Below are 22,346 nucleotides of genomic sequence, written 5' to 3'. Positions count from 1 at the left end.
GTAGGGTGCGCCGGGTGAACGATGTATCCCTCCCCAATGCCTTCCGTCTGATCGTCACGGGCGGAGGAACCGGCGGCCACACCTACCCCGCCCTCACGGCAGTCCGCACCCTGCAGGCCCGGTTGGCCTCGCGCGGCGGCACCCTCGACGTGCTCTGGATCGGCACCCCGGACGGCCTGGAGGCCCGGGTCGCCCCCGCCGAGGGCATCGCCTTCACCACGGTCGCCACCGGCAAGATCCGGCGTTCTTCGAACCCGCTCAAGATGGCCTCGCCCGCCAACATCCGGGACATGGCCCGGGTACCACTCGGAGTGGCCCAGGCCCGCAAGGCCGTCGCCAACTTCCGCCCCGACGTGGTCCTCGCGACCGGCGGCTACGTCGCCGTCCCCGGCGGGCTGGCCGCGCGGATGTGCAAGGTCCCGCTGGTCCTGCACGAGCAGACGGTCCGACTGGGCCTGGCCAACCGCAAGTTGGCCAGTTCCGCCACCCGTATCGCGGTGTCCTCCGAGTCGACCCTCCCCCTCCTGCCCGAGGCGGTACGGGGCGCCGCCGTGGTCACCGGCAACCCGGTGCGCCCCGAGGTGCTGACCGGCCAGCCGGAGAAGGCGGTCACCGCACTGGGGCTGCACGGCTTCGACCGGCGCCTGCCCACCCTCTACGTCACCGGTGGCGCCCAGGGCTCCCAGCAGATCAACGACATGATCCGGGACGTACTGCCCTGGCTGCTGGAGCGCGCCAACGTGGTGCACCAGTGCGGCCCGGCGAACGTCGACACGCTGCGCGGCCACGCGGCGGGCCTGCGCCCGGACCTGGCCGGCCGCTACTACCTGACCCCCTTCGTCGGGCCGGAACTCCCCGACGTCCTGGCCCTCGCCGACATCGTGGTCTCCCGCAGCGGTGCCGGCACCCTCGCCGAGCTGACCGCCCTGGGCAAGCCCGCGGTGTTCGTGCCCCTGGCCTCCTCGGCCGGCAACGAACAGGCCCACAACGCACGGCACCTGGAAGAGGCCGGGGCGGCCGTCGCCCTCGTGGGCGACGTGACCTCGGACCGACTGCGGGACGCCCTCGGCCCCCTGCTGACCGACCCGGCCCGTCGCCACGCGATGTCCCAGTCGGCCCGTACGCACGGCCGCCCGGACGCGGCGGACCAGTTGGTGAACGTGATCCTCGGCGCGGCCAACAGCTGAGGTTCCCCCGCCCCGGGGCCGCACCGCCAACCGCCCCTCCAGGGCGGGCAGTTCGCCGCCCCGCCCCGGGGCGCCCACGCCCGGGGTGTCACCCGCTGCCGCTACGTCCCGGTTCTCGTTCGGTGATCCGGGGGCTCGGGTCGGGTTCGGTTGGTGTGGTGGGTTTGGTGGCGCGTCAACTGGCTTGCGGGGCCTGGCACTTGGCGCCCTGTGGAGGGCGGGGCCTGCACGGGTGGCCCCCGTACGGAGGGCCCGCGCTCGTGGAGCGGTCGGGCACGTACCCCGACCACTCGGCCCCGGAGTACGTCAGGCGCCGGTACGGCACCCCCCTCCGACCCGACCCCCCACGCGGGTGGCCGGGTTGGTGGTCGGAGCCCCCTGGTCGGAGCCCCTGGTCGCGGGCCCGGGGGGAGAGGCCCGCTGCGGTGCGCCACGGGAGGGGGTGCCCGCACTCGGGGCTGGCCCCGCCGAGGGGTAAGGCCACTTTTCGGCCACTCCACGCGGGGGCTCACCCCACGTGGAGTCTGAGGCCGGACCAGAGTGGTGACGGCGCGAACAGGTCACCTCCGACTCCCTGCGGGCGCCCCCACATGACAGGGCGCCGAACCCGTCGGCCGGCCCACGAGCCGGCCCGCCCTTCCCCCGGACACCCGCACCCGCCGTCACCCCTCCACGGAGGGGCCCCGACCGACCCGCCAGGGCTCCGGCCAGGAGCCACCCCGTCGGGGTGAACCCCCTCGCGACGCCCGGCCCCTGGTCGGAAGCCGGGCCCCACGGTGGGGCGAGGCCCGTACCCGTGCCGTAGCGCGTCCCAGGTCCGCTGGGTGCCCCTCTCCCCACAGAGGCGGGGGAGTTGGGGTGGTGCCGCCCGAGGGAGAGCCGGCAGTTCACAGGCAGGTCCCCTGGCGGCTCCCCGTCCGGTGTGGTGAGCGGCCGCCCGGGCCGCGACGAGGCGCCGGGGCCGGGTGGACGGGGCTTGTCAGCCGAGGCGTATGCTCCCTAGCATCTCGGGTGTTACAGCACTGGTGTCATACAGGAGGCAGGATGGACGCCGAGCCCCGGCCCCCGGGCACCGGCCCGCTCCAGGGCGTACGGGTGGTGGAGCTCGCCGGCATCGGCCCCGGCCCCTACGCCGCCATGGTGCTGGCCGACCTCGGGGCCGACGTGGTCCGGGTGGACCGCCCCGGTGGTCCGGCCCTCGGCATCGACCCGTCCTGTGACATCACCGGCCGCAACAAGCGCTCGCTGATCGCCGACCTCAAGACGCCGGAGGGCGTGGCCACCGTCCTGGACCTGGCCGAACGCGCCGACATCCTGCTGGAGGGGTACCGCCCCGGGGTCGCCGAACGGCTGGGAGTCGGCCCGGACCACTGCCGGGACCGCAACCCCCGGCTGGTGTACGGACGGATGACCGGCTGGGGTCAGGACGGTCCCTGGTCCCACACCGCCGGCCACGACATCGACTACGTCGCCGTCACCGGCACCCTGCACATGATCGGCCCCGCCGACGGCCCGCCCTCGGTGCCGGCCAACCTGCTGGGCGACTACGCGGGCGGCTCCCTGTACCTGGTGATCGGCGTACTGGCCGCGCTCCAGCACGCCCGCGTCAGCGGCGAGGGCCAGGTGGTCGACGCCGCCATCGTGGACGGGGTCAGCCACCTCGGCTCCATGATCCACGGAATGATGGCCGCCGGAGTCTGGCAGGACCGCCGGGAGGCCAACCTGCTCGACGGCGGCTGCCCCTTCTACGGCACCTACCGCACCAGGGACGACGGCTACGTCGCGGTCGGCCCCCTGGAGGAGCCGTTCTACCGGGAGTTCCTGGAACTGCTCGACCTCACCGACCGGGTGCCGCCCCGGGAGGACCCCCACGGCTGGGCCGCCCTGCGGGACGCGGTCGCCGCGCGCTTCCTCACCCGTACCCGCGAGGAGTGGAGCGCCCACTTCGAGGGCTCCGACGCCTGTGTGGCCCCCGTACTCTCGCTACGGGAGGCCCCCGAGCACCCCCACCTCGCCGCCCGCGCCACCTTCCAGCGGCACCACGGCATCACCCAGCCCGCCCCCGCGCCCCGCTTCTCGGCCACCCCCGGATCGGTGCGCCGCCCCCCGGCCCCGCCCGGCGCCCACGGCGAGGAGATCGCCCGTGACTGGGCGCTCCCTCCGCGTACCTGAACTCCCGGCCCCCCACTCCCAGCCCTCGGCGAATCCCGGACTGTGAACTCGGCGAACTCGGCGAACTCGGCGAACTCCGGCCGGCCCCCGGCCACGAAAGGCGACCAGCGTGCAGCGAGAGATCTTCGACGACGAACACCACGCCCTGCGCGAGACCGTGCGCGCCTTCCTCGCCAAGGAGGTCGAGCCGTACTACGAGCAGTGGGAGAAGGACGGCCAGGTCTCCCGCGAGGCCTGGTTGGCCGCCGGTCGACAGGGGCTGCTGGGCCCATCCGTACCCGAGGAGTACGGCGGCGGGGGAGCCGACGACTTCCGGCACTCCGTGGTCATCAACGAGGAGTTCGCCCGGGCCGGCTTCCCCGGCCTGGCGCTGAGCCTGCACAACGACATCATCGGCCCCTACCTCCACCTGCTGGGCACCGAGGAGCAGCGGCGACGCTGGCTGCCGGGCTTCTGCGACGGACGGCTGATCACCGCCCTCGCGCTGACCGAACCCGGCGCCGGCTCCGACCTCCAGGCGGTCCGCACCACCGCCGAGGACCGGGGGGACCACTGGTCGCTGAACGGCGCCAAGACCTTCATCTCCAACGGCATCCTGGCCGACCTGGTGGTGGTGCTCGCCAAGACCACCCCCGAGGGCGGTGCCCGGGGGCTGAGCCTGCTGGTGGTCGAACGCGGCATGGAGGGCTTCACCCGGGGCCGCAACCTGGACAAGATCGGCCAGAAGGCCCAGGACACCGCCGAACTGTTCTTCCAGGACGTGGTGGTCCCCAAGGAGAACCTGCTGGGCGAACTGAACGGGGCCTTCGTCCACGCGATGAACCTGCTCCCGCAGGAGCGGATGACCATCGCCGTCGGAGCGGCTGCCGCCGCCGAGGAGATACTGGAGACCACCAGGCGGTACGTCACCGAACGTGAGGCCTTCGGGCGGACGCTGTCCCGGCTCCAGCACGTCCGCTTCGAGATCGCCGAGATGGCCACCGAGTGCGCGGTCACCCGCGCCTTCGTCGACCGTTGCATCCTGGAGCACAACCGGGGAACCCTGGACGCGGCACACGCCTCGATGGCCAAGTGGTGGGCGACCGAGCTACAGAAGCGGGTCACCGACCGCTGCCTCCAACTCCACGGCGGCTACGGCTACATGAGCGAGTTCAAGGTCGCCCGCGCCTTCGTCGACGGTCGTATCCAGACCATCTACGGCGGCACCAGCGAGATCATGAAGGAGATCATCGGCCGTTCGCTGCTGGACTGAACGCCGAACCCGCCCCTGACACCGGCCCACACCAGGCGCACCGAAGAAAGGCCGCGAACGTGAGCACCGCGAGTAACGAAGCCTATGTGTACGACGCCATCCGCACTCCCCGAGGACGCGGCAAGGCGAACGGGTCCCTGCACGGCACCAAGCCCGTCGACCTCATCGTCGGACTGATCCACGAGATGCGCCGGCGACTGCCGGACCTGGACCCGGCGGCCGTGGACGACCTGGTCCTGGGCGTGGTCACCCCGATCGGCGACCAGGGGTCGGACATCGCCAAGGTCGCCGCGCTGGCCGCCGGGCTGCCCGAGACGGTCGCCGGCTTCCAGGAGAGCCGGTTCTGCGCCTCCGGCCTGGAGGCGGTCAACCTCGCCGCCGCCAAGGTCCGTTCCGGCTGGGAGGACCTGGTGCTGGCCGGCGGTGTGGAGTCGATGTCCCGGGTGCCGATGGGCAGCGACGGCGGGGCGTGGGCGATGGACCCCATGACCAGCTGGGACACCGGCTTCGTCCCCCAGGGCATCGGCGCCGACCTGATCGCCACCCTGGAGGGGCTCAGCCGCCGGGACGTGGACGAGTACGCCGCCCGCTCCCAGGAGCTGGCCGCCGCCGCCTGGAAGGACGGCCGCTTCGCCGACTCGGTGATCCCGGTACGGGACCGCAACGGCCTGGTGGTGCTCGACCACGACGAGCACATCCGCCCAGGCACCACCGCCGACACCCTCGCCGGCCTCAAGCCCTCCTTCGCCACCATCGGTGACCAGGGCGGATTCGACGCGGTGGCCCTGCAGAAGTACCACTGGGTCGAGCGCATCGACCACGTCCACCACGCCGGCAACTCCTCGGGCATCGTGGACGGTTCGGCGCTGGTCGCCGTCGGCAACGAGGAGGTCGGCAAGCGCTACGGGCTCCGCCCCCGGGCCCGCATCGTCTCCGCCGCCGTGTCCGGGGCCGACCCCACCATCATGCTCACCGGCCCCGCGCCCGCCTCCCGCAAGGCGCTCGACAAGGCCGGCCTCACCATCGGGGACATGGACCTGGTGGAGATCAACGAGGCGTTCGCCGCCGTGGTGCTGCGCTTCGTACGGGAGATCGGCGCCGACCTGGACAAGGTCAACGTCAACGGCGGCGCCATCGCCATGGGCCACCCCCTGGGCGCCACCGGGGCGATGCTGCTGGGCACCGTGATCGACGAACTGGAACGCCGGGACGGCCGGTACGGACTCATCACCCTCTGCGTCGGCGGCGGCATGGGCATCGCCACCGTGATCGAACGACTCTGAACGCCCCGACCGTCACCGACCCACACCACAACGGAGCAACAGACATGGCCCCCTCCACCATTCGCTGGGAAGCCGACGAGTCCGGCATCGTCACCCTCGTCCTCGACGACCCCGACCAGAGCGCCAACACCATGAACGAGGCGTTCACCGCCTCCCTCACCGCCGTCGCCGACCGCCTCGAGGACGAGGCCGACTCGGTGCGCGGGGTGATCGTCACCTCCGCCAAGAAGACCTTCTTCGCCGGTGGCGACCTCAAGCTGATGAGCAAGGCCGGGCCCGAGGACGCGCAGCGGATCTTCGACCTCAGCATGGGCATCAAGCGCGACCTGCGCCGTATCGAGACCCTGGGCAAGCCGGTGGTCGCCGCCATCAACGGCGCCGCCCTCGGCGGTGGCCTGGAGATCGCCCTCGCCTGCCACCACCGGATCGCCCTCAACACCCCCGACTCCCGCCTGGGCCAGCCCGAGTCCCAGCTCGGACTGCTGCCCGGAGGCGGCGGGGTGGTGCGCTCCGTACGTCTGCTGGGCATCACCGACGCGCTGCTGAAGGTCCTGCTGGAGGGGCGCAAGTACCGCCCCGAGCAGGCCCGCGAGGCGGGGCTGGTGCACCAGGTGGTGGACACCCCCGAGGAGATGGAGGCCGCCGCCCGGGCCTTCGTCGACGCCCACCCGGAGTCGGCCCAGCCCTGGGACGTCAAGGGCTACCGCATCCCCGGGGGCACCCCGGCCAACGCCTCCTTCGCCCGCAACCTGCCGGCCTTCCCCGCCAACCTGCGCAAGCAGACCGCCGGCGCCCCCTACCCGGCCCAGCGCAACATCCTGGCCGCCGCCGTGGAGGGCTCCCAGGTCGACTTCGAGACCGCCCAGGTGATCGAGGCCCGCTACTTCACCGAACTGGTCTGCGGCCAGATCTCCAAGAACATGATCCAGGCGTTCTTCTTCGACCTGAACGCGGTCAACTCCGGCGCCAGCCGGCCCCAGGGCGTCGAGCCCCGCAAGGCCGCGAAGGTCGCCGTGCTGGGCGCCGGGATGATGGGCGCCGGCATCGCCTACAGCTGCGCCCGGGCCGGTATCGAGGTGGTGCTGAAGGACGTCAGCGTCGAGGCCGCCGAGCGGGGCAAGGACTACTCGCGCCGACTCCTGGACAAGGCGATCAGCAGGGGTCGTTCCACCGAGGAGAAGAAGAACACGCTGTTGGAGCGGATCACCGCCACCGACGACCCGCAGGCGGTCGCCGGCTGTGACACGGTGATCGAGGCGGTCTTCGAGGACCCCCAACTCAAGCACCGCGTCTTCGGCGAGATCCAGGACCTGGTGGCCCCGGACGCACTGCTGTGCTCCAACACCTCGACCCTGCCGATCACCCTGCTCGCCGAAGGTGTCAGCCGGCCCAAGGACTTCATCGGCCTGCACTTCTTCTCCCCGGTCGACAAGATGCCCCTGGTGGAGATCATCAAGGGCGCGGAGACCGGCGACGAGGCGCTGGCCCAGGCCTTCGACCTGGTACGGCAGATCGACAAGACCCCGATCGTGGTCAACGACTCCCGGGGCTTCTTCACCTCCCGGGTGATCGGCCAGTTCATCACCGAGGGCATCGCCATGGTCGGTGAGGGCGTGGATCCGGCCACCGTGGAGGCCGCCGCTGCCCAGGCCGGTTACCCGGCCAAACTCCTGTCGCTGGTCGACGAGTTGACGCTCACCCTGCCCCGCAAGATCCGCGAGGAGACCCGCAAGGCGCTCGCCGAGGAGGGCACCGAACTGGCTCCGCACCCGGCGGACGCGGTGCTGGACCGGATGGTGGAGGAGTTCCAGCGCCCCGGCCGTAGCGGGGGCGCCGGCTTCTACGAGTACGAGGACGGCAGGCGCACCCGGCTGTGGCCGGGGCTCAGGGAGCACTTCACCCCCTCCGAACAGCCGGCGGACCTGGAGGAGTTGAAGGAACGCCTGCTGTTCATCGAGGCGCTGGACTCGGTGCGCTGCCTGGAGGAGAACGTCCTCACCTCGGTGCCGGACGCCAACATCGGCTCGATCTTCGGCATCGGGTTCCCGCCCTGGACCGGGGGCGTCATCCAGTACATCAACGGCTACCAGGGTGGCCCGGCCGGCTTCCTGGCCCGGGCCCGGGAGCTGGAGGAGCGGTACGGACCGCGCTTCGCCGCCCCCGCGCTGCTGGTGGAGAAGGCCGAGAGCGGCCAGCCGCTGAGCTGACCGGTGCCCTCCGGCGCCGCCCACCCGGTACGGCGGCGCCGGAGGCAACGCCCGGCCCGGGGCCCCGGCACCCGGGCCGCCGCCCGTTCGGTCGTCACCGGTCCGGGAGCCGCTCCAGGGCGTGCCCCGCCCCGTACGGGCCGCGTCACCTGCTGCCGGGTGGCCGGAACCCGTCGCTGAGAACCCTGGCCCCGACCCCCCACGAGGTGCCAAGATCCGCTCTGTGAACGGCGACTTCGACAAGTTGGTGGCCGAGGCCGCCGAGGTGCCCGTGGACGGCTGGGACTTCTCCTGGCTGGACGGACGGGCCACCGAGGAACGCCCCTCCTGGGGCTACTCCCGGCTGCTGGCCCGACGGCTGGAGCGGGCCCGGGTCGCGGTGGACCTACAGACCGGTGGGGGAGAGGTCCTCAACTCCGCGCCCCGGATGGCGCCGACGACCGTGGCCACCGAGTCCTGGCCGGACAACCTCGCCCGCGCCCGGGCGCTGCTGGGGCCCCGGGGCGTGACGGTGGTCGCCGAGTCGGGCCGGCCACCCCTGCCGTTCGCCACCGGCAGCTTCGACCTGGCGGTCAGCCGCCACCCGGTGGACACCCACTGGCGGGAACTGTCCCGGATACTGCGACCGGGCGGCCTCTACCTGTCCCAACAGGTGGGCCCGGCCAGCGTGTTCGAACTCGCCGAGTTCTTCCTCGGCCCGCTGCCCGCCTCCTCCTACCGGGCCCGGCACCCCGAGGACGCCCGCACCGCCGCCCGGGAGGTGGGGCTTGAGGTGCTGGACCTCCGGTGCGAGCGGCTGCGGATGGAGTTCGGCGACATCGGCGCGGTGGTCTACTTCCTGCGCAAGGTGGTCTGGATCGTGCCGGGCTTCGACGTACGCACCCACCGGGAGCGGCTGTTGCGGCTGCACCGGCTGATCGAGGAGCGCGGACCCTTCGTGGCGCACTCCAGCCGCTTCCTCATAGAGGCCCGCAAGACCGGCTGACCGGCCGGTTCACAGCACCCCCTCCGCCTCCAGCAGGGCCAGCGCGTCCCGGGCGCTGCCCCAGGAGACGGTGACCCCCGCGCCGCCGTGACCGTACTGGTGGAGGCAGAGGGCGCCGTCCGGGAGCCGCTCGCACTCCAGCCGTACCGAGGGGCGGGAGGGGCGCAGGCCCACCCGTTCGTCGAGGACCCTGGCCCCGGCGAGCCGGGGCTCCACCTCGACGCAGCGTTCCAGGATGCGCCGGCTGACCGCCGGGTCGGGGCCGGCGAACTCCTGGTCCTCCTCGGCCGTACCGCCCAGGACCAGTCCGTAGGGCTGGGGGAACATGTAGGTGGTGAGCGCGGACACCGGGTCGGCCGAGACGTACCAGCGGTCCAGCCCCGGGTTCTCCACCACCAGCAGTTGTCCGCGCACCGGCCGGACCGTCGGGTCGGGCACCAGCTCCCGGGCGCCCAGCCCGGAGCAGTTGACCACCACCGGCGCCCGCTGCCCGGCCTCCCGTAGGGAGTGCAGTGCGTGCCGTTCGAGGGTGCCGCCGGCGGCGGTGAGTCGTCCGGTGAGGTAGCCGAGGTAGTGCCCCATGTCCACCAGCGCGGTACGGGGCGGATCGCCGACCAGTTCGGTCCACCGGGCGGGCGGGGTGGTGCCGTCGTCCATGGTGCCGGGCATCAGCCGTACGCCGGTCTCCACGTACCGCTCCGACAGCCAGCTGAAGGTGCGGAAGGAACGGATCGACCAGTCCAGGGCCTGTTCCACGGGCTCGATGCGGTACGGCCACACCAGCCCACCGGCCACCGAGGACACCGGCACCCCGGACCGGGGCGCGGTCTCGGTCTCCCGCGCCCACACCCGTACCGGCACGCCCCGTTCGGCCAGCACCACGGCGGTGGTCAGTCCGATCACCCCGGCGCCCACCACGATCATCTCGTCCATGGGCGGATCGTAGCGGGCACCCGTGCGGGCCGGCCGGGGGTGGGCCGGGACTACAGCGGCTCGACGTCGGTGAGCTGACCGTCCATCCGCAGCCACCGGGTGGTGCCGATCCGCCGCAGGAACGACAGGTCGTGGCTGGCCACCAGCAGCGCTCCCCGGTAACTGTGCAGGGCGGACACCAACTGGTCCACGCTGGACATGTCCAGGTTGTTGGTCGGCTCGTCCAACATCAGCAACTGCGGGGCGGGTTCGGCCAGCATCACCGTCGCCAACGCGGCTCGGAAACGCTCACCGCCGGACAGGGTGCCCACCCGCTGCTCGGCCCTTCTGCCGGTGAACAGGAACCGGGCGAGCCGGGCCCGGATCTGGTTGTTGGTGGTCCCGGGAGCCGCCCGGGCCACGTTCTCCACCAGCGAGAGGTCCTCGTCCAGCAGGTCCAGCCGCTGCGGCAGGTAGCGCAGTGGTACGTGGACCTCCACCTCGCCGGACACCGGCTCCCACTGGCCGGCCACGGTACGCAGCAGGGTGGTCTTGCCCGCCCCGTTGCGGCCCACCAGGGCGATCCGTTCCGGCCCGTGGAAGTCCAGCCGCGCCCGGCCACCCCAGCGCAGTTCCACCTCGCGCAGGGTCAACACCCGCCGCCCCCGGGGGACTTCGGTGTGCGGTAGGTCGACCCGGATCTCGTCGTCGTCCCACACCGCCTCCTGGGCGGCGTCCAGGCGTTTGGCGGCCTCGGACAGCCTCTCCTCGTGCATCCCCCGGTGCTTGCCCGCCGAGACCTCCGCCTGGCGTTTGCGCGCACTCATGACGCCCTTGGGTTCCCGCTTGATGGCCTGCATCTTCCTCCCGTACCGCTCCCGGCGGGCCAGCTTCATCCGGGCCTCGGCCAGCTCCCGCTTCTGCCGTCGTACGTCCGCCTCGGCGGACCGCACCATGCGCTGGGCGGCCTCCTGCTCGGTGGCCACGGCGGCCTCGTAGGACTCCAGGTTGCCGCCGTACCACCGCACCCCGCCGTCCCTGAGGTCGGCGATCTGGTCGACCAGGGACAGCAGTTCACGGTCGTGGCTGACCACCACCAGGACGCCCTTCCACCCGCTGACGGCCTGGTAGAGGCGGTCCCGGGCGGCCAGGTCGAGGTTGTTGGTCGGCTCGTCGAGCAGCAGCACCGACGGACGGGCCAGCAGCAGGGCGGCCAGCCGCAGCAACACCGACTCACCGCCCGACAGCTCACCGATGACCCGGTCCAGGCCGATGTGCTCCAGGCCCAGGCCGTCGAGGGTGGCGCGGGCGCGTTCCTCCACGTCCCAGTCGTCACCGACCACGGTGAAGTGGCGTTCGTCCACGTCCCCGGACTCGATGGCGTGCAGCGCGGTACGGGTGTCCTCGATGCCCAGCACCTCGTCCACCCGGCGGGTCACGTCCAGGGTGAGGTTCTGCGGCAGGTAGCCCACCTCGCCCGAGACCCGGACGCTGCCCCCGCCCGGCGTCAGCTCACCGGCCAGCAGCTTCAACAGGGTGGACTTTCCCGTCCCGTTGAGCCCGATCAGACCGGTACGGCCCGGTCCCACGGTCAGGTCGAAGTCCTCGAACACCTCCGTGCCGTCCGGCCAGGCGAAGGTGAGGTGGTTACAGGTGAGAGAAGGGGCGGTGGTTGCCATGGGCGTCTCCTGACGGTGCGGTGGCCTACGGGGCGGGGCGGGACACCGTGGTGGGAGACGGGACCGGGGCCGGTCGTCGGGGGAACGCGCCGGAACGGCGCGAGCGAGCGGGCCCACTCAAGTCCGAGGTCACACCCGTGCCGGGGCGGGTACGGAAACCACCACCCGGGGCGCACGGTGCCTGGGGACCTCAGACGAGCAACGGCCTCTCCTGTTCGACGACGTCAGGACGGCTCAGACTGTACGTCCGGGCCCCGGGGGCGGCAACCGAATATCCCCGCGTGGCGCCCCGACTGGTGTCACCTCCCGGGGCGGCCCCGAGGGGGCTCCGCGCCGAAGAGGCGCCGGGCCGTGGCTACGGGTACGACGAGCGCGCGGTTCACTGGGCGGCGACCGTGCCGGTCGCGGCCCGCGACGAGTGGCCGTGACCCGTTCGGGGGCCGCTCTAGACCAGCCACTTCCCGTCTCGCATCAGGGTTCGTCCGGCCATCTCGGGAACGGTTCCCCATGCCTGTAGCACCTGCGGGGTGACCCGGAAGAAGACGTACGAGGGGTGGTCCTCGCGAGGGTCCCAACCGTCCTTGGCGGCGAAAGCGTCGCCCACCTCGACCGGTAGCTCCTCGCGGGTCAGCATGTGCGCGGTGCCGTGGACCAGGACCACGTCCCGGCTGTGGCCGAAACTGAGTCGGACCCGGCCCGAGGAGCACAGGTTGCGCCCCGTCGGGTTGGTGTCGCGGGTGGACAGCCACACCGCCTCGCCGTCCCACCAGAAGGCCAGCGGAACGAGGCAGGGCTCGCCGGTGGCGTCAGCCGTGGCGACCCACACGTCGTTGTCCCGTGCGAGCCGTGCGAGCGCCTCGCGCTTGCGCCGCTCCGAGCTACGGGGGCCACCGGGAGGAGAGTCAACTGCCGTCATGTGGGGAGGTTATGGCGTGCGACGCCCCGCCACATCGGGCGGCTGACCTACGTCGCACGGCTGAGGGCCCCCTCGCGCTGGGCGCGCTCGGACAACCCGACGCGGCGGCAGGCGTGCCAGACAGGACTTTCCCTACAGGCCCTACCTGCCTCAGGACGCCGCCGCCCCAGCCTCTACGGGGGAGCCCGGCCCGCCCGTAAGAGGGGCCGAGTCGGGGCAGTCCCCGGGGGCCACCTGGTTCCCGGAGGGGCGCTCACGCCGGCCCCGCAGGGCGTCAGCCGTAAGCGGGGCACCGCCACATCGCGCTGACCCGACATGGCCTAGCCTGCCGAGGATGAGCACGCTCCCCGGCCCCGAGGCGGCCACCCCGGTCTTCGTCTACGGCACCCTGCGCTTCCCCGACGTGCTGCGGAAACTGCTGGGCCGGGTACCGGAGTCGAGCCCGGCCGTCCTGCCGGGCTGGCGCCCCGCCGCGCTGGACGGCCGCCCCTACCCGGGGCTGGTCCCCGCCGAGGGCGAGGCGCGCGGACTGCTGCTGCGGGACCTCGGGCCGGGGGAGTACCGGACACTGGACGAGTACGAGGGCCCCGAGTACGAGCGCCGACTGCTGCCCCTGGAGGACGGCAGCCGGGCCTGGGCCTACGTCTGGACCGGCGACCTGGTGTTGGACCACGACTGGTGCCCGGACACCTTCGCCCGGCAGGGCCTGGCCACCTTCCTCGGCCGCTTCGCCTGAACGGCACCCCCGCGCGTACGGAGCCGGCTTCGTAGGGTCACCGCTCCGGGGTGGCTCCAGCGGCCTTGGGCGCCCCCGGGACACCTCGTACCGCTGGCGCGGCGCGGTGGGTTGGCGTGCGGGGAGTCCAGGCGGTCTCGGGACGTTCTGATGAGGGGCGGGCGACGCACATGTCACGCGCGCGTTCAGCCCTCCGCGTGGTCGCCGCCCCTGGCGGGCACCGCGCTCACTGATCTCCCACGATCCCCATGGCACACCCTGGTCGACCAGTTGGGGCATCGAGGCGTGGGACAGGTGCCTGAGGGCGGACGGCACCCGTACCCCGGTACGCCCTACCGGCCCGGTGACAGACCGGCGGGTTCGACTCCCCAGGGCCCCACACCACCCCGTACGGCGACCGGTTCGGAGGCCTCTGACCGATCCCCGCACCGTACGGCGCCCTCCGTAGCCGCGTGGCTCCGGGGCGGCCCGGCGGCACCCGCGCACGGACGGGTCCCGGGGCGGAAGGCGCGTGCTTTCCCGGGGGCGGGAGATCCGGGACCATCAAGCATGACCTCGGATGACTGGCACCACACCCGCGACGTGGACGGCTTCCTCACCCGCGCGGGGGACTTCCTGCGCTCCCGCCCCGCCCTGCACAACATGGTGCTGACGGACATCGAGAGGCTGCGGACACGCCGCCAGGACGCCGAACTCCGCGATGGGGCACCGCTCTTCGGGTGGCTGGAGTCAGCCGGTGAGGTCCAGGCCAGCTGGTGTCTCACCCCGGTCGGACGCCTGAGCCTGACACCCCTCGCGGTGGAGCGGGCCGACGCCCTCGCCGCCCACCTGGCGAGCCTCGGCGGCTCGCCCTTCCGGGTCATCGCGGACCACGACACCGCCGGCGCGTTCGCGGAGTCATGGCGGCGGCACACCGGCGCGACGTCGGAGCCCTTCTGGCGGACGCACCTCTACCGTCTCGGCACGCTCACCCCTCCCCAGCCGCACCCGGAGGGCCGGGGGCGTGCCACGGGAGGGCCGGACCGCGAACACCTGGTGCGCTGGTGTCGTGAGTTCTGTGTAGAGGTGGGGGAGCAGCACTCCATCGACCTGATCGACGCCGGTTCCTGGGACGACTCGCGTTTCGGCGACAGGCACTTCACGTTCTGGGAGACACCGGACGGCACCCCTGTCTCCATGGCGGCGGGGACCTCGGTCGTCGGTGGAGTGGTGCGGGTGGACCCCGTGTACACACCGGCCCCGCTGCGGGGGCGTGGCTACGCGGGTGCCGTGACGGTCGAGGCGAGCCGGGTGGCACTGGACGCGGGCGCGACGGACGTCGTCCTGTTCACGGACCCGGACAACCCCACCAGCAACGCCCTCTACCAGCGCCTGGGGTACGTCCACCTCACCGACTTCGCCGGGCACCGTTTCTCCTGAGCCGGCGGCCAGTTGGGACCGATACCGGTCACCCCCGCCTGGTCACGCCGGTCGGGGTACCCGAAGGCGGGCCGCCCTGGGCCGCTGCCCGGGAAGGCGACGGGTCGGGCCACGGCAACCACCCGACGCGGACGTGTCCCGCTGAGTCCGCTGACCCCGCCGGTCACCGCTGACCAACGGCTGACGGACGTGGAGTGCGGGTGGGTGCTCCTCCCGAGGGTCGGAGGGAAGGGCATCCACCCGCACTCGTGTCGTTGTCGTGCGTGGGGGTTACTCGCCCCGGAGGAGGCCGGCCCGGCGCAGGGCTTCGGCCATCTCGTTGTTGGCCGGGGGAGCGGACTGGCGCTGGCCGCCACGGCCCCCTCCGCCCTGCCGGGAGCCGCCCTGTCGCTGCCCGCCCTGACGGGGGCTGCCCTGGCGGGAGCCGCGCTGTCGTGGAGAGCCGCCGTCCCGACCGCGCCGGTCGCCGCCACCCTGCTTGCCCTGACCGGCCTGGCCGCCCTGGCCCTTCTGGGCGCCGACCTCGTCGTCCAGCCGCAGGGTCAGGGAGATCCGCTTGCGTGACTCGTCCACGTCCAGGACCTTCACCTTGACGATGTCGCCCGGCTTCACCACGTCGTGGGGGTCCTTGACGAAGTCCCGGGACATGGCGGAGACGTGGACCAGTCCGTCCTGGTGCACGCCGACGTCCACGAAGGCGCCGAAGGCGGCCACGTTGGTCACCACCCCCTCCAGCACCATGCCGGGGGTGAGGTCGGTGAGCTTCTCCACGCCCTCCTTGAAGCTGGCCGTCTTGAACGCCGGCCGGGGGTCGCGGCCCGGCTTCTCCAGTTCCCGGAGGATGTCGGTGACCGTGGGGAGGCCGAACTCCTCGCCGGCGAACTGATCCGGGCGCAGGGTGCGCAACACGGCGGTGTTGCCGATGAGTTGGGGCACCTCGGTGTCGGTGGCCCGCACGATGGACCGCACCAGGGGGTAGGACTCGGGGTGGACGCTGGAGGAGTCCAGGGGGTCCTCGCCGTCCCGGACGCGCAGGAAGCCCGCGCACTGCTCGAAGGCCTTCGGGCCCAGCCGGGAGACGTCCTTGAGCGCCCGACGACTGTGGAAGGGGCCGTTCTGGTCCCGGTGGGCCACGATGTTCTCCGCCAACCCGGAGCCGACGCCGGACACCCGGGCCAGCAGGGGGGCCGAGGCGGTGTTGACGTCCACTCCGACGCCGTTCACACAGTCCTCGACCACCGCGTCCAGCGAACGGGACAGCTTCACCTCGGACAGGTCGTGCTGGTACTGCCCGACCCCGATCGACCGGGGGTCGATCTTGACCAGCTCCGCCAACGGGTCCTGGAGCCTCCGGGCGATGGACACCGCGCCGCGCAGGGACACGTCCAGCTGGGGCAGTTCCTGGGAGGCGTAGGCGGAGGCGGAGTACACCGAGGCGCCCGCCTCGGAGACCATCACCTTGGTCAGCCCCAACTCGGGGCGCTGGGCGATGAGTTCGGTGGCCAGCTTGTCGGTCTCCCTGGAGGCGGTGCCGTTGCCGATGGCGATCAGCTCCACCTGGTGGGCGGCGGCCAGCCGGCCCAGGGTGTCCAGCGACTCCCGCCACTGGTTGCGGGGCACGTGCGGGTAGATGGTGGCGGTGTCCGCGACCTTGCCGGTGGCGTCCACCACCGCGACCTTCACCCCGGTACGGAAGCCCGGGTCCAGGCCCATGGTGGGCCGGGTGCCGGCCGGCGCGGCCAGCAGCAGGTCACGGAGGTTGCCGGCGAAGACCCGTACCGCCTCGTCCTCGGCCTCGGTACGCAGCCTCAGCCGAAGGTCGATGCCCAGGTGCACCAGCACCCGGGTGCGCCAGGCCCAACGCGCCGTCTCGGTCAGCCACTTGTCGGCCGGCCGACCCCGGTCGGCGATGCCGAACCGGGAGCGGATGGTCAGCTCGTACGAGGAGGGGCCGACCTCCTCGGTGGGGGGCTCGGGTTCCAGGGTGAGGTCGAGGACCTCCTCCTTCTCGCCCCGCAGCAGGGCCAGCACCCGGTGGGAGGGGAGCTGGGTGAACGGCTCGGCGAAGTCGAAGTAGTCGGCGAACTTGGCGCCGGCCTCCTCCTTGCCCTCCCGTACCTTGGAGGCCACCCGGCCGCGCTCCCACATCCGTTCGCGCAGCTCGCCGATGAGGTCGGCGTCCTCCCCGATACGTTCGGTGAGGATCGCCCGGGCCCCCTCCAGGGCAGCCCCGGCGTCGGCCACCCCCTTGTCCTGGTCGACGAAGGGCTCGGCGGCCGTGGTGGGTTCCACCGTGGGGTCGGACAGCAGGCTCTCGGCCAGGGGTTCCAGTCCGGCTTCCCGGGCGATCTGGGCCTTGGTGCGGCGCTTGGGCTTGAAGGGGAGGTAGACGTCCTCCAGGCGGGCCTTGGAGTCGGCCGCCAGGACCCGGGCCTCCACCTCGGCGTCAAGCTTGCCCTGGGAGCGGATGGACTCCAGCACGGCCGCCCGGCGCTCCTCCAACTCCCGCAGGTAGCGCAGCCGTTCCTCCAGGGCGCGCAGCTGGGCGTCGTCCAGCAGCTCGGTGGCCTCCTTGCGGTACCGCGCGATGAACGGCACCGTCGCGCCGCCGTCGAGCAGCTCCACGGCTGCCTTGACCTGCCTCTCGCGCACCCCCAGTTCCTCGGCGATCCTGCCTTCGATGGAGGTGTGTTGGCTGGACTGTGTCACTACCCGTTCCGCCTTCTCACTGCTGGTCCGTGGTCCGAACTCCCCTTCCGGGGGCCGGCAGCCTGCATTGTGGCAGCAAGCGACGACAGCGGCACGCGGCGCACCGTCGGCGCGGCGGTTCAGCCCCTGCCGAAGATCTCCGCCGGGAAGGCCCCGCCCTCCAGCAGGGTGGTGGTGAAGCCCTTGGCCAGTTCGGTCAGCCGGGCCACGCCCTCGGCGCCCAGGTGTTCGTAGGGGTGGCGGTCCAGCCGGTCGGTCTCCCGTTCCAGACCTGCCCGCAGTTCCTGCCCCGCCTCGGTCAACTCGCCCTGTTCGGTGAGCAGTTCACGCTCCCGCAGCCGTACGAGGGCGGCCTCCCAGTCGCGTTCGCTGTATCCCCGGGAGGCGCGCAGGAAGGTGGGCGTCATGCCCCGGCCGCTGGCGCTGTGGCTGGCCAGGGCTTCCAACGGGTCCAACTCGACGTGTTGCAGGGCCACCAGGTGGACGTCCCCACGGTGTTCGCGCAGCAGGGTGGCGGCGTGCCACAGGGCCAGGTGGGGGGCGGTGGGCACGGGCAGGTCGGCGTTGGCCGCGTACAGGGGTCGACCGGCACGGACGCAGCCCTCGGCGGCGCGGCCGGCGAGTTCGGCGGCCTCCCGCATCTCGGGTGACTCCAGCGCCTTTTCCCCCAGGAGGCGGCGCAGCAGGCCGTCGACGGCGCGCAGCCGGGCGGCCAGCACGGTCTCGGGGGAGGCCAGTTCCCACACCGAGGGCAGGGCGCTGGAGACCAGGTCGTGGCGGAAGTTGTAGAAGGTGGCGGTCACCGCTCCGGGGCCGACGGCGCCCAGGGGAGCGGCGCGGGTGGCCACGTAGACCGCCGCCGGGTCCTCCACCCCGTAGGGCGCCAGCTCGGTGGCGAGTTCGGGGGTGAAGTACACGGCGGAGTGCAGTGGGTTGAGCGCGTGGTGGCAGTGGCGGCCGGCACGGGGCGGGAGTTCGGCGGTCATGGCCGAACGCTACTTGCCGGTAGTGCCCCATGTGAACCGTGGGGAGCGTCGTTCCAGATAGGCCGAGACGCCCTCGCGGGCCTCGGCGCCGTCCCCTTCCTCGCGACGCCAGTGCGCCACCCGCTCGGCACGGCTCTCGGCGTCGGGGAACCCGGCCACGAACTCCTTGGCGGCCCGCTGGGTCAGGGGTGAGCGCTCACTGAGGGTACGGGCGAACGCGGCCACCCGGTCGGAGAGCCGCTCGGCGGGGTGGACCTCGTCCACCAGGCCGGTGCGCAGGGCGTGCGGGGCGTCGACCAACTCCCCCGAGAACAGCAGGTACTTGGCGGTGGCCGGCCCCACCAGGTCGGCCAGCCGGCGGGTGGCGGGTTCGGGGTAGACGATGCCCAGCTTGGCGGGGGTGATCCCGAGCCGGGCGTCCTGGCTGGCGAAGCGCAGGTCGCAGGCCACGGCGAGCTGACAGCCCCCGCCGACGCAGTGCCCTCGTATCGCGGCGAGGGTGGGGTGGGGGAAGCGGGCCAGTGCCTCCTCGGCGGCGATGGTCAGCTCCTGTACGGCCCGTAGGGCTCCCGGCTCCTCCCGCAGGGAGCCGATGTCGGCGCCGGCGCTGAAGGTGTCGCCGGCGCCGGTGAGCACCAGCACCCGTACGGTCCGGTCCCGGGCCAGCTCGTCCAGCACGGTCACCAGGCGCCGCCACATGGCGGGGGTGAGGGCGTTGCGCTTGGCCGGGTTGCTGAGGGTGAGGGTCACCACCCCGTCGGCGTTCTCCGGGCCCCCGGCCCCGTTCGGCAGCCCGGTGCCCCGGGATTCGCTTACCAGCGGTTCTGGCTCCATGCGGAGGATCGTATCCACGCCACCAGTCAGGGGATGCCTACGCTGAGTACAAGTTCGATCACTCTCGCATGACCCTGGAAAACGTTCCGTCAATTGGGGTCGATAGTGCCTGACTTGTGTTCAGCTGGCTGGAACCGAGCTTGCGAGTACCAACACTCGGATGCAAGAACAGATGCAAGAACACTTTGAGGGAGAGTGGGGTACGGGACATGGATGTCCGCGGGAGCGTCTCACCCGGTGCCCAGGCCCGGCTCGCGGCGTCACCAGGGATCGAGACCCACCCCCCTCCGTACGAGGGGAGCTGGCGGTTCTCCGCCGTCGCCGAGGACGCCTCGGTGCCCCGACTGCGGCACGCCGTCCGGGACCTGCTGCGCCGACAGGGGGCGCCGATCGAGAGGGAACTGCTCCAGGAACTCCTGCTGATCCTCTCGGAGTTGGTCACCAACGCGGTGCGGCACGCGGCGTTGCTCTCCCCGGAGGTCGGGGTGCAGGTCTCCCTGGACGCCGACTGGGTACGGATCGGGGTCGAGGACAACCATCCGTACCGCCCCAAGGCCCTGGACGCCGACCCCGACCAGCAGCACACCGGGGGCCGTGGACTGCTGTTGGTGAAGGCGATGACGGCGGAGGCCGGTGGGGTCTGCGACATCGACCAGACCCTCACCGGCGGCAAGGTCATCTGGGCCGCGCTGCCGCTGAGACGGCCCTGAGCGGGAGGCGGTAGGCGATTATCAGCCCCCGTGTTCCGCTTACCACCCGACGGTGTCCCCGGTGACCGCGCGGATTCCCGGGCGGGCCGCGTCCAGCACGGTCAGGAACCAGGCCGAGAACGGGTCCTGGTCGAACCGCTGGGCCAGCTCCTCGGGAGTGACGAACACGGTCTCGGCGATCTCCTCCGGGGCGGGCCGTACCGGTGCCCGCACCTGGCCCGCGAACAGGTGGTTGTACTCCTGTTCCACCAGGCCGGAGGCCGGGTCGGGGTGCCGGTAGCGCACCGTGCCGGCCTCCCGCAGCAGGGCCGGGGCCACCCCCAGCTCCTCCACGATCCGTCGGGTCGCCGCCGCGAACGGCGGCTCCTGCGGGTAGGGGTGGCCGCAGCAGCTGTTGGACCACACCCCGGGGGAGTGGTACTTGGTCAACGCCCGGCGCTGAAGCAACATGCGGTTCCGCTCGTCGAACAGGAACACCGAGAACGCCCGGTGCAACCGGCCGGGAGGCTGGTGCGCGGCCAGCTTCTCCGAGGTGCCGATGGTCTCCCCCCGCTCGTCGACCAGTTCCAGCATGGTCACCGATTCCGAGCTGTTGGGCATGTGTGATCCTCCGCGATCGTCGACGGGCGACCAGTGTGCCCTGAGCCGACCGCGTTCCGTGACGGTCCTCGGTCGCGCTCTCGGCGACGCCGTGGCGGGCGCTTCAGTGGCAGAGTCGGGCCTCGTGCTCGGCGTGGCCGCGCGGCTCCAGTTGGAAGGTGCAGTGCTCCACCGCGAAGTGCTCGCCCAGACACTCCTGGAGTTCGTGCAGGACCTTCTCGTAACCGGCTTCCTCCAACGACCTGCGGGTGACCACCACATGGGCCGACAACACCGGCATCCCGGAGGTGATCGTCCACACGTGCAGGTCGTGCAGCCCCTCCACCCCGTCCACGGCCAGGATGTGCGACCGCACCTGGGCCAGGTCCACGTCCCGGGGCGCCGACTCCAGCAGTACGTCCAGCGCCTCCCGGGCGAGCCTGACCGTACGGGGGACGATCATCAGCCCGATCAGCAGCGAGGCCAGCGGGTCGGCGGCCTGCCAGCCAGTGAGCATGATGATCAGCGCGGACACCAGTACCGCCAGGGACCCCAGGGTGTCGGCCAGCACCTCCAGGAAGGCCCCACGGACGTTGAGGCTCTCCTTCTGTCCCCGCAGCAGCAGGGAGAGCGAGACCAGGTTCGCCACCAGGCCGACGGCGGCGAACAGCATCGCCAACTCGCCCTGGGTCCGCGCCGGGTGGAGGAACCGCTCGATGGCCTCGAAGAGGATGTAGCCGCCCACGCCTAGCAGCAGTACGCAGTTGGCCAGGGCGGCCAGGATCTCCGCCCGGGCGAAGCCGTAGGTGCGCCGCTCCCCGGCCGGCCTGTTGGCGAAGTGGATGGCCATCAGCGCCATGCCCAGCCCCAGGGCGTCGGTGGCCATGTGCCCGGCGTCGGCCAGCAGGGCCAGGGAGTCCGCCAGCAGCCCGCCCACGATCTGGAGCACCAGCACCGAGACCGTGATGCACAGCGCGGTACGCAGCCGTACGCGGTACGCCGCCGAGACCGTCTCCGGCGAGGAGTGCGCCCCGTGCCCGTGCTGGTGCCCCGCGCCCATGCTGTCTCCCGTCCGGTCGTCGAGCCCGCCGATCCACGAGGGCGGGCCCCGCCAGTGAACTACGCTCCCCGGGGGCCGAGCAACACGGGACTGAACACCGTTGTCATTGCTCTGACCTGGAGTTTTGGTTCTCCGGGGAGGAACGCCGGCTCCTGGGACGTACGCCCTTTGTGGGGACCGCGAGGGGGCCGGCCCACCGCCCGACCCGGTGGTGCCGTGGGCACGCCCGTCGGGGGAGCGCCGTGCGTCCCGGCCCGGGGTGGAGCGGCCGGAGTCTCCGAGGCTGACCTCGGGGTCGGGTGCGGCCCCGCACCAGGCCGACGCGGCGTGGCGCGGGGAGGCCCGGGCTCACCGCGAGCAGCCCAGTAGCACACAGCCGTCGGTGCCCTCCGTGCCGTCCTCGGACGCGGCCGATGCCGTACCGGCCGTGGCCAGCAACGACGGTGTGGCCGTCGCCACCGACAGGGTCGTGCTCCTCGGGGGCGGAGGGCCGAGCGGTTTCACGAACCGACCCCCTGAACACCAGTGAGACGCGGTCAGTTCGGACCCTGTCGCGCCGGCCGTCCTTTTCGCGTCTCACCGCACGGTGTTCACCGGTATGTGGCGGACTGGTCACGCGTTCCCATGGTCGGGGCGCCGCTCGCACCGGTGCGCCCGTCCGTGGACGCGCGTACACGTCCTGACCCGACTCCACGCCACGGCTCAAGCGGTGGCCGTCGG

At 72.3% G+C, this 22,346-nt stretch carries 17 protein-coding genes; 9 read left to right on the top strand and 8 right to left on the bottom strand.

What is annotated here, in order from left to right:
• Positions 1 to 14 precede the first annotated feature (14 nt).
• The 6 genes from ABZT14_RS15515 (at position 15) to ABZT14_RS15490 (ending at position 9,086) form a co-directional block, all read left to right on the top strand.
• Positions 15 to 1,187, top strand: coding sequence for a UDP-N-acetylglucosamine--N-acetylmuramyl-(pentapeptide) pyrophosphoryl-undecaprenol N-acetylglucosamine transferase (locus ABZT14_RS15515; RefSeq protein ID WP_356301958.1), 1,173 nt, complete (start codon positions 15 to 17; stop codon positions 1,185 to 1,187).
• 1,044 nt (positions 1,188 to 2,231) lie between these two features.
• Complete coding sequence (locus tag ABZT14_RS15510) at positions 2,232 to 3,359, top strand: CaiB/BaiF CoA-transferase family protein (RefSeq protein WP_356301955.1); 1,128 nt, start codon at positions 2,232 to 2,234, stop codon at positions 3,357 to 3,359.
• A gap of 109 nt (positions 3,360 to 3,468) precedes the next feature.
• A complete protein-coding gene (locus ABZT14_RS15505; protein ID WP_356301952.1) occupies positions 3,469 to 4,611 on the top strand; it encodes an acyl-CoA dehydrogenase family protein in 1,143 nt (380 codons plus the stop codon).
• Positions 4,612 to 4,670: 59 nt separating this feature from the next.
• Positions 4,671 to 5,894, top strand: a complete 1,224-nt coding sequence (locus ABZT14_RS15500) for an acetyl-CoA C-acetyltransferase (RefSeq protein ID WP_356301950.1) — start codon at positions 4,671 to 4,673, stop codon at positions 5,892 to 5,894.
• Between the two features lie 44 nt (positions 5,895 to 5,938).
• The gene (locus ABZT14_RS15495; protein ID WP_356301947.1) at positions 5,939 to 8,101 is read left to right on the top strand and encodes a 3-hydroxyacyl-CoA dehydrogenase NAD-binding domain-containing protein; all 2,163 of its coding nucleotides are present in this window, start codon (positions 5,939 to 5,941) and stop codon (positions 8,099 to 8,101) included.
• A 223-nt stretch (positions 8,102 to 8,324) separates the two neighbouring features.
• A complete protein-coding gene (locus tag ABZT14_RS15490; RefSeq protein WP_356301944.1) occupies positions 8,325 to 9,086 on the top strand; it encodes a class I SAM-dependent methyltransferase in 762 nt (253 codons plus the stop codon).
• Between the two features lie 9 nt (positions 9,087 to 9,095).
• Here the strand turns inward: ABZT14_RS15490 and ABZT14_RS15485 are convergent, their stop codons facing one another.
• The 3 genes from ABZT14_RS15485 to ABZT14_RS15475 form a co-directional block, all read right to left on the bottom strand.
• Complete coding sequence (locus tag ABZT14_RS15485) at positions 9,096 to 10,019, bottom strand: FAD-dependent oxidoreductase (RefSeq protein ID WP_356301941.1); 924 nt, start codon at positions 10,017 to 10,019, stop codon at positions 9,096 to 9,098.
• 50 nt (positions 10,020 to 10,069) lie between these two features.
• Entirely contained in the window at positions 10,070 to 11,677 is a 1,608-nt protein-coding gene (locus tag ABZT14_RS15480) for an ABC-F family ATP-binding cassette domain-containing protein (RefSeq protein WP_356301939.1), read from the bottom strand.
• 445 nt (positions 11,678 to 12,122) lie between these two features.
• Positions 12,123 to 12,593, bottom strand: coding sequence for a pyridoxamine 5'-phosphate oxidase family protein (locus tag ABZT14_RS15475; RefSeq protein ID WP_356301936.1), 471 nt, complete (start codon positions 12,591 to 12,593; stop codon positions 12,123 to 12,125).
• Positions 12,594 to 12,927: 334 nt separating this feature from the next.
• Here ABZT14_RS15475 and ABZT14_RS15470 point away from each other — a divergent pair, with 334 nt between their 5' ends.
• Complete coding sequence (locus ABZT14_RS15470) at positions 12,928 to 13,329, top strand: gamma-glutamylcyclotransferase family protein (protein ID WP_356301933.1); 402 nt, start codon at positions 12,928 to 12,930, stop codon at positions 13,327 to 13,329.
• A 549-nt stretch (positions 13,330 to 13,878) separates the two neighbouring features.
• Positions 13,879 to 14,748 carry a GNAT family N-acetyltransferase gene (locus ABZT14_RS15465; RefSeq protein ID WP_356301930.1) on the top strand — a complete coding sequence of 290 codons (870 nt, stop codon included), beginning with the start codon at positions 13,879 to 13,881 and terminating at the stop codon, positions 14,746 to 14,748.
• A 270-nt stretch (positions 14,749 to 15,018) separates the two neighbouring features.
• Here the strand turns inward: ABZT14_RS15465 and ABZT14_RS15460 are convergent, their stop codons facing one another.
• The 3 genes from ABZT14_RS15460 to ABZT14_RS15450 form a co-directional block, all read right to left on the bottom strand.
• Positions 15,019 to 17,457 carry a Tex family protein gene (locus ABZT14_RS15460; RefSeq protein ID WP_356301927.1) on the bottom strand — a complete coding sequence of 813 codons (2,439 nt, stop codon included), beginning with the start codon at positions 17,455 to 17,457 and terminating at the stop codon, positions 15,019 to 15,021.
• A 119-nt stretch (positions 17,458 to 17,576) separates the two neighbouring features.
• Positions 17,577 to 18,443 carry a hypothetical protein gene (locus tag ABZT14_RS15455; RefSeq protein WP_356301924.1) on the bottom strand — a complete coding sequence of 289 codons (867 nt, stop codon included), beginning with the start codon at positions 18,441 to 18,443 and terminating at the stop codon, positions 17,577 to 17,579.
• Between the two features lie 9 nt (positions 18,444 to 18,452).
• The gene (locus tag ABZT14_RS15450; RefSeq protein ID WP_356301921.1) at positions 18,453 to 19,277 is read right to left on the bottom strand and encodes an enoyl-CoA hydratase/isomerase family protein; all 825 of its coding nucleotides are present in this window, start codon (positions 19,275 to 19,277) and stop codon (positions 18,453 to 18,455) included.
• Between the two features lie 209 nt (positions 19,278 to 19,486).
• Here ABZT14_RS15450 and ABZT14_RS15445 point away from each other — a divergent pair, with 209 nt between their 5' ends.
• Positions 19,487 to 19,987: an ATP-binding protein gene (locus ABZT14_RS15445; protein ID WP_356301918.1), complete on the top strand. Its 501-nt coding sequence runs from the start codon at positions 19,487 to 19,489 to the stop codon at positions 19,985 to 19,987.
• A 39-nt stretch (positions 19,988 to 20,026) separates the two neighbouring features.
• Here ABZT14_RS15445 and idi read toward each other — a convergent pair whose 3' ends face one another.
• Both idi and ABZT14_RS15435 read right to left on the bottom strand, forming a co-directional pair.
• Positions 20,027 to 20,587, bottom strand: a complete 561-nt coding sequence (gene idi, locus ABZT14_RS15440; RefSeq protein ID WP_356301915.1) for an isopentenyl-diphosphate Delta-isomerase — start codon at positions 20,585 to 20,587, stop codon at positions 20,027 to 20,029.
• A gap of 103 nt (positions 20,588 to 20,690) precedes the next feature.
• Complete coding sequence (locus ABZT14_RS15435; protein WP_356301911.1) at positions 20,691 to 21,626, bottom strand: cation diffusion facilitator family transporter; 936 nt, start codon at positions 21,624 to 21,626, stop codon at positions 20,691 to 20,693.
• Positions 21,627 to 22,346: the final 720 nt, after the last annotated feature.

The organism is Streptomyces sp. NPDC005438 (assembly GCF_040606315.1).
Classification (GTDB): domain Bacteria; phylum Actinomycetota; class Actinomycetes; order Streptomycetales; family Streptomycetaceae; genus Streptomyces.
The sequence above is the reverse complement of the archived record's forward strand: the minus strand, read 5'-3'. Positions and strand labels throughout refer to the sequence as shown.

What these genes read in the sequence shown, in the direction of transcription:
- ABZT14_RS15445 (WP_356301918.1), top strand. Translation starts at nt 19,487, where the DNA reads ATGGATGTCCGCGGGAGCGTCTCACCCGGTGCCCAGGCCCGGCTCGCG.
- ABZT14_RS15435 (WP_356301911.1), bottom strand. Translation starts at nt 21,626, where the DNA reads ATGGGCGCGGGGCACCAGCACGGGCACGGGGCGCACTCCTCGCCGGAG.
- ABZT14_RS15455 (WP_356301924.1), bottom strand. Translation starts at nt 18,443, where the DNA reads ATGACCGCCGAACTCCCGCCCCGTGCCGGCCGCCACTGCCACCACGCG.
- ABZT14_RS15465 (WP_356301930.1), top strand. Translation starts at nt 13,879, where the DNA reads ATGACCTCGGATGACTGGCACCACACCCGCGACGTGGACGGCTTCCTC.
- ABZT14_RS15480 (WP_356301939.1), bottom strand. Translation starts at nt 11,677, where the DNA reads ATGGCAACCACCGCCCCTTCTCTCACCTGTAACCACCTCACCTTCGCC.
- ABZT14_RS15470 (WP_356301933.1), top strand. Translation starts at nt 12,928, where the DNA reads ATGAGCACGCTCCCCGGCCCCGAGGCGGCCACCCCGGTCTTCGTCTAC.
- ABZT14_RS15485 (WP_356301941.1), bottom strand. Translation starts at nt 10,019, where the DNA reads ATGGACGAGATGATCGTGGTGGGCGCCGGGGTGATCGGACTGACCACC.
- ABZT14_RS15495 (WP_356301947.1), top strand. Translation starts at nt 5,939, where the DNA reads ATGGCCCCCTCCACCATTCGCTGGGAAGCCGACGAGTCCGGCATCGTC.
- ABZT14_RS15510 (WP_356301955.1), top strand. Translation starts at nt 2,232, where the DNA reads ATGGACGCCGAGCCCCGGCCCCCGGGCACCGGCCCGCTCCAGGGCGTA.
- idi (WP_356301915.1), bottom strand. Translation starts at nt 20,587, where the DNA reads ATGCCCAACAGCTCGGAATCGGTGACCATGCTGGAACTGGTCGACGAG.
- ABZT14_RS15475 (WP_356301936.1), bottom strand. Translation starts at nt 12,593, where the DNA reads ATGACGGCAGTTGACTCTCCTCCCGGTGGCCCCCGTAGCTCGGAGCGG.
- ABZT14_RS15450 (WP_356301921.1), bottom strand. Translation starts at nt 19,277, where the DNA reads ATGGAGCCAGAACCGCTGGTAAGCGAATCCCGGGGCACCGGGCTGCCG.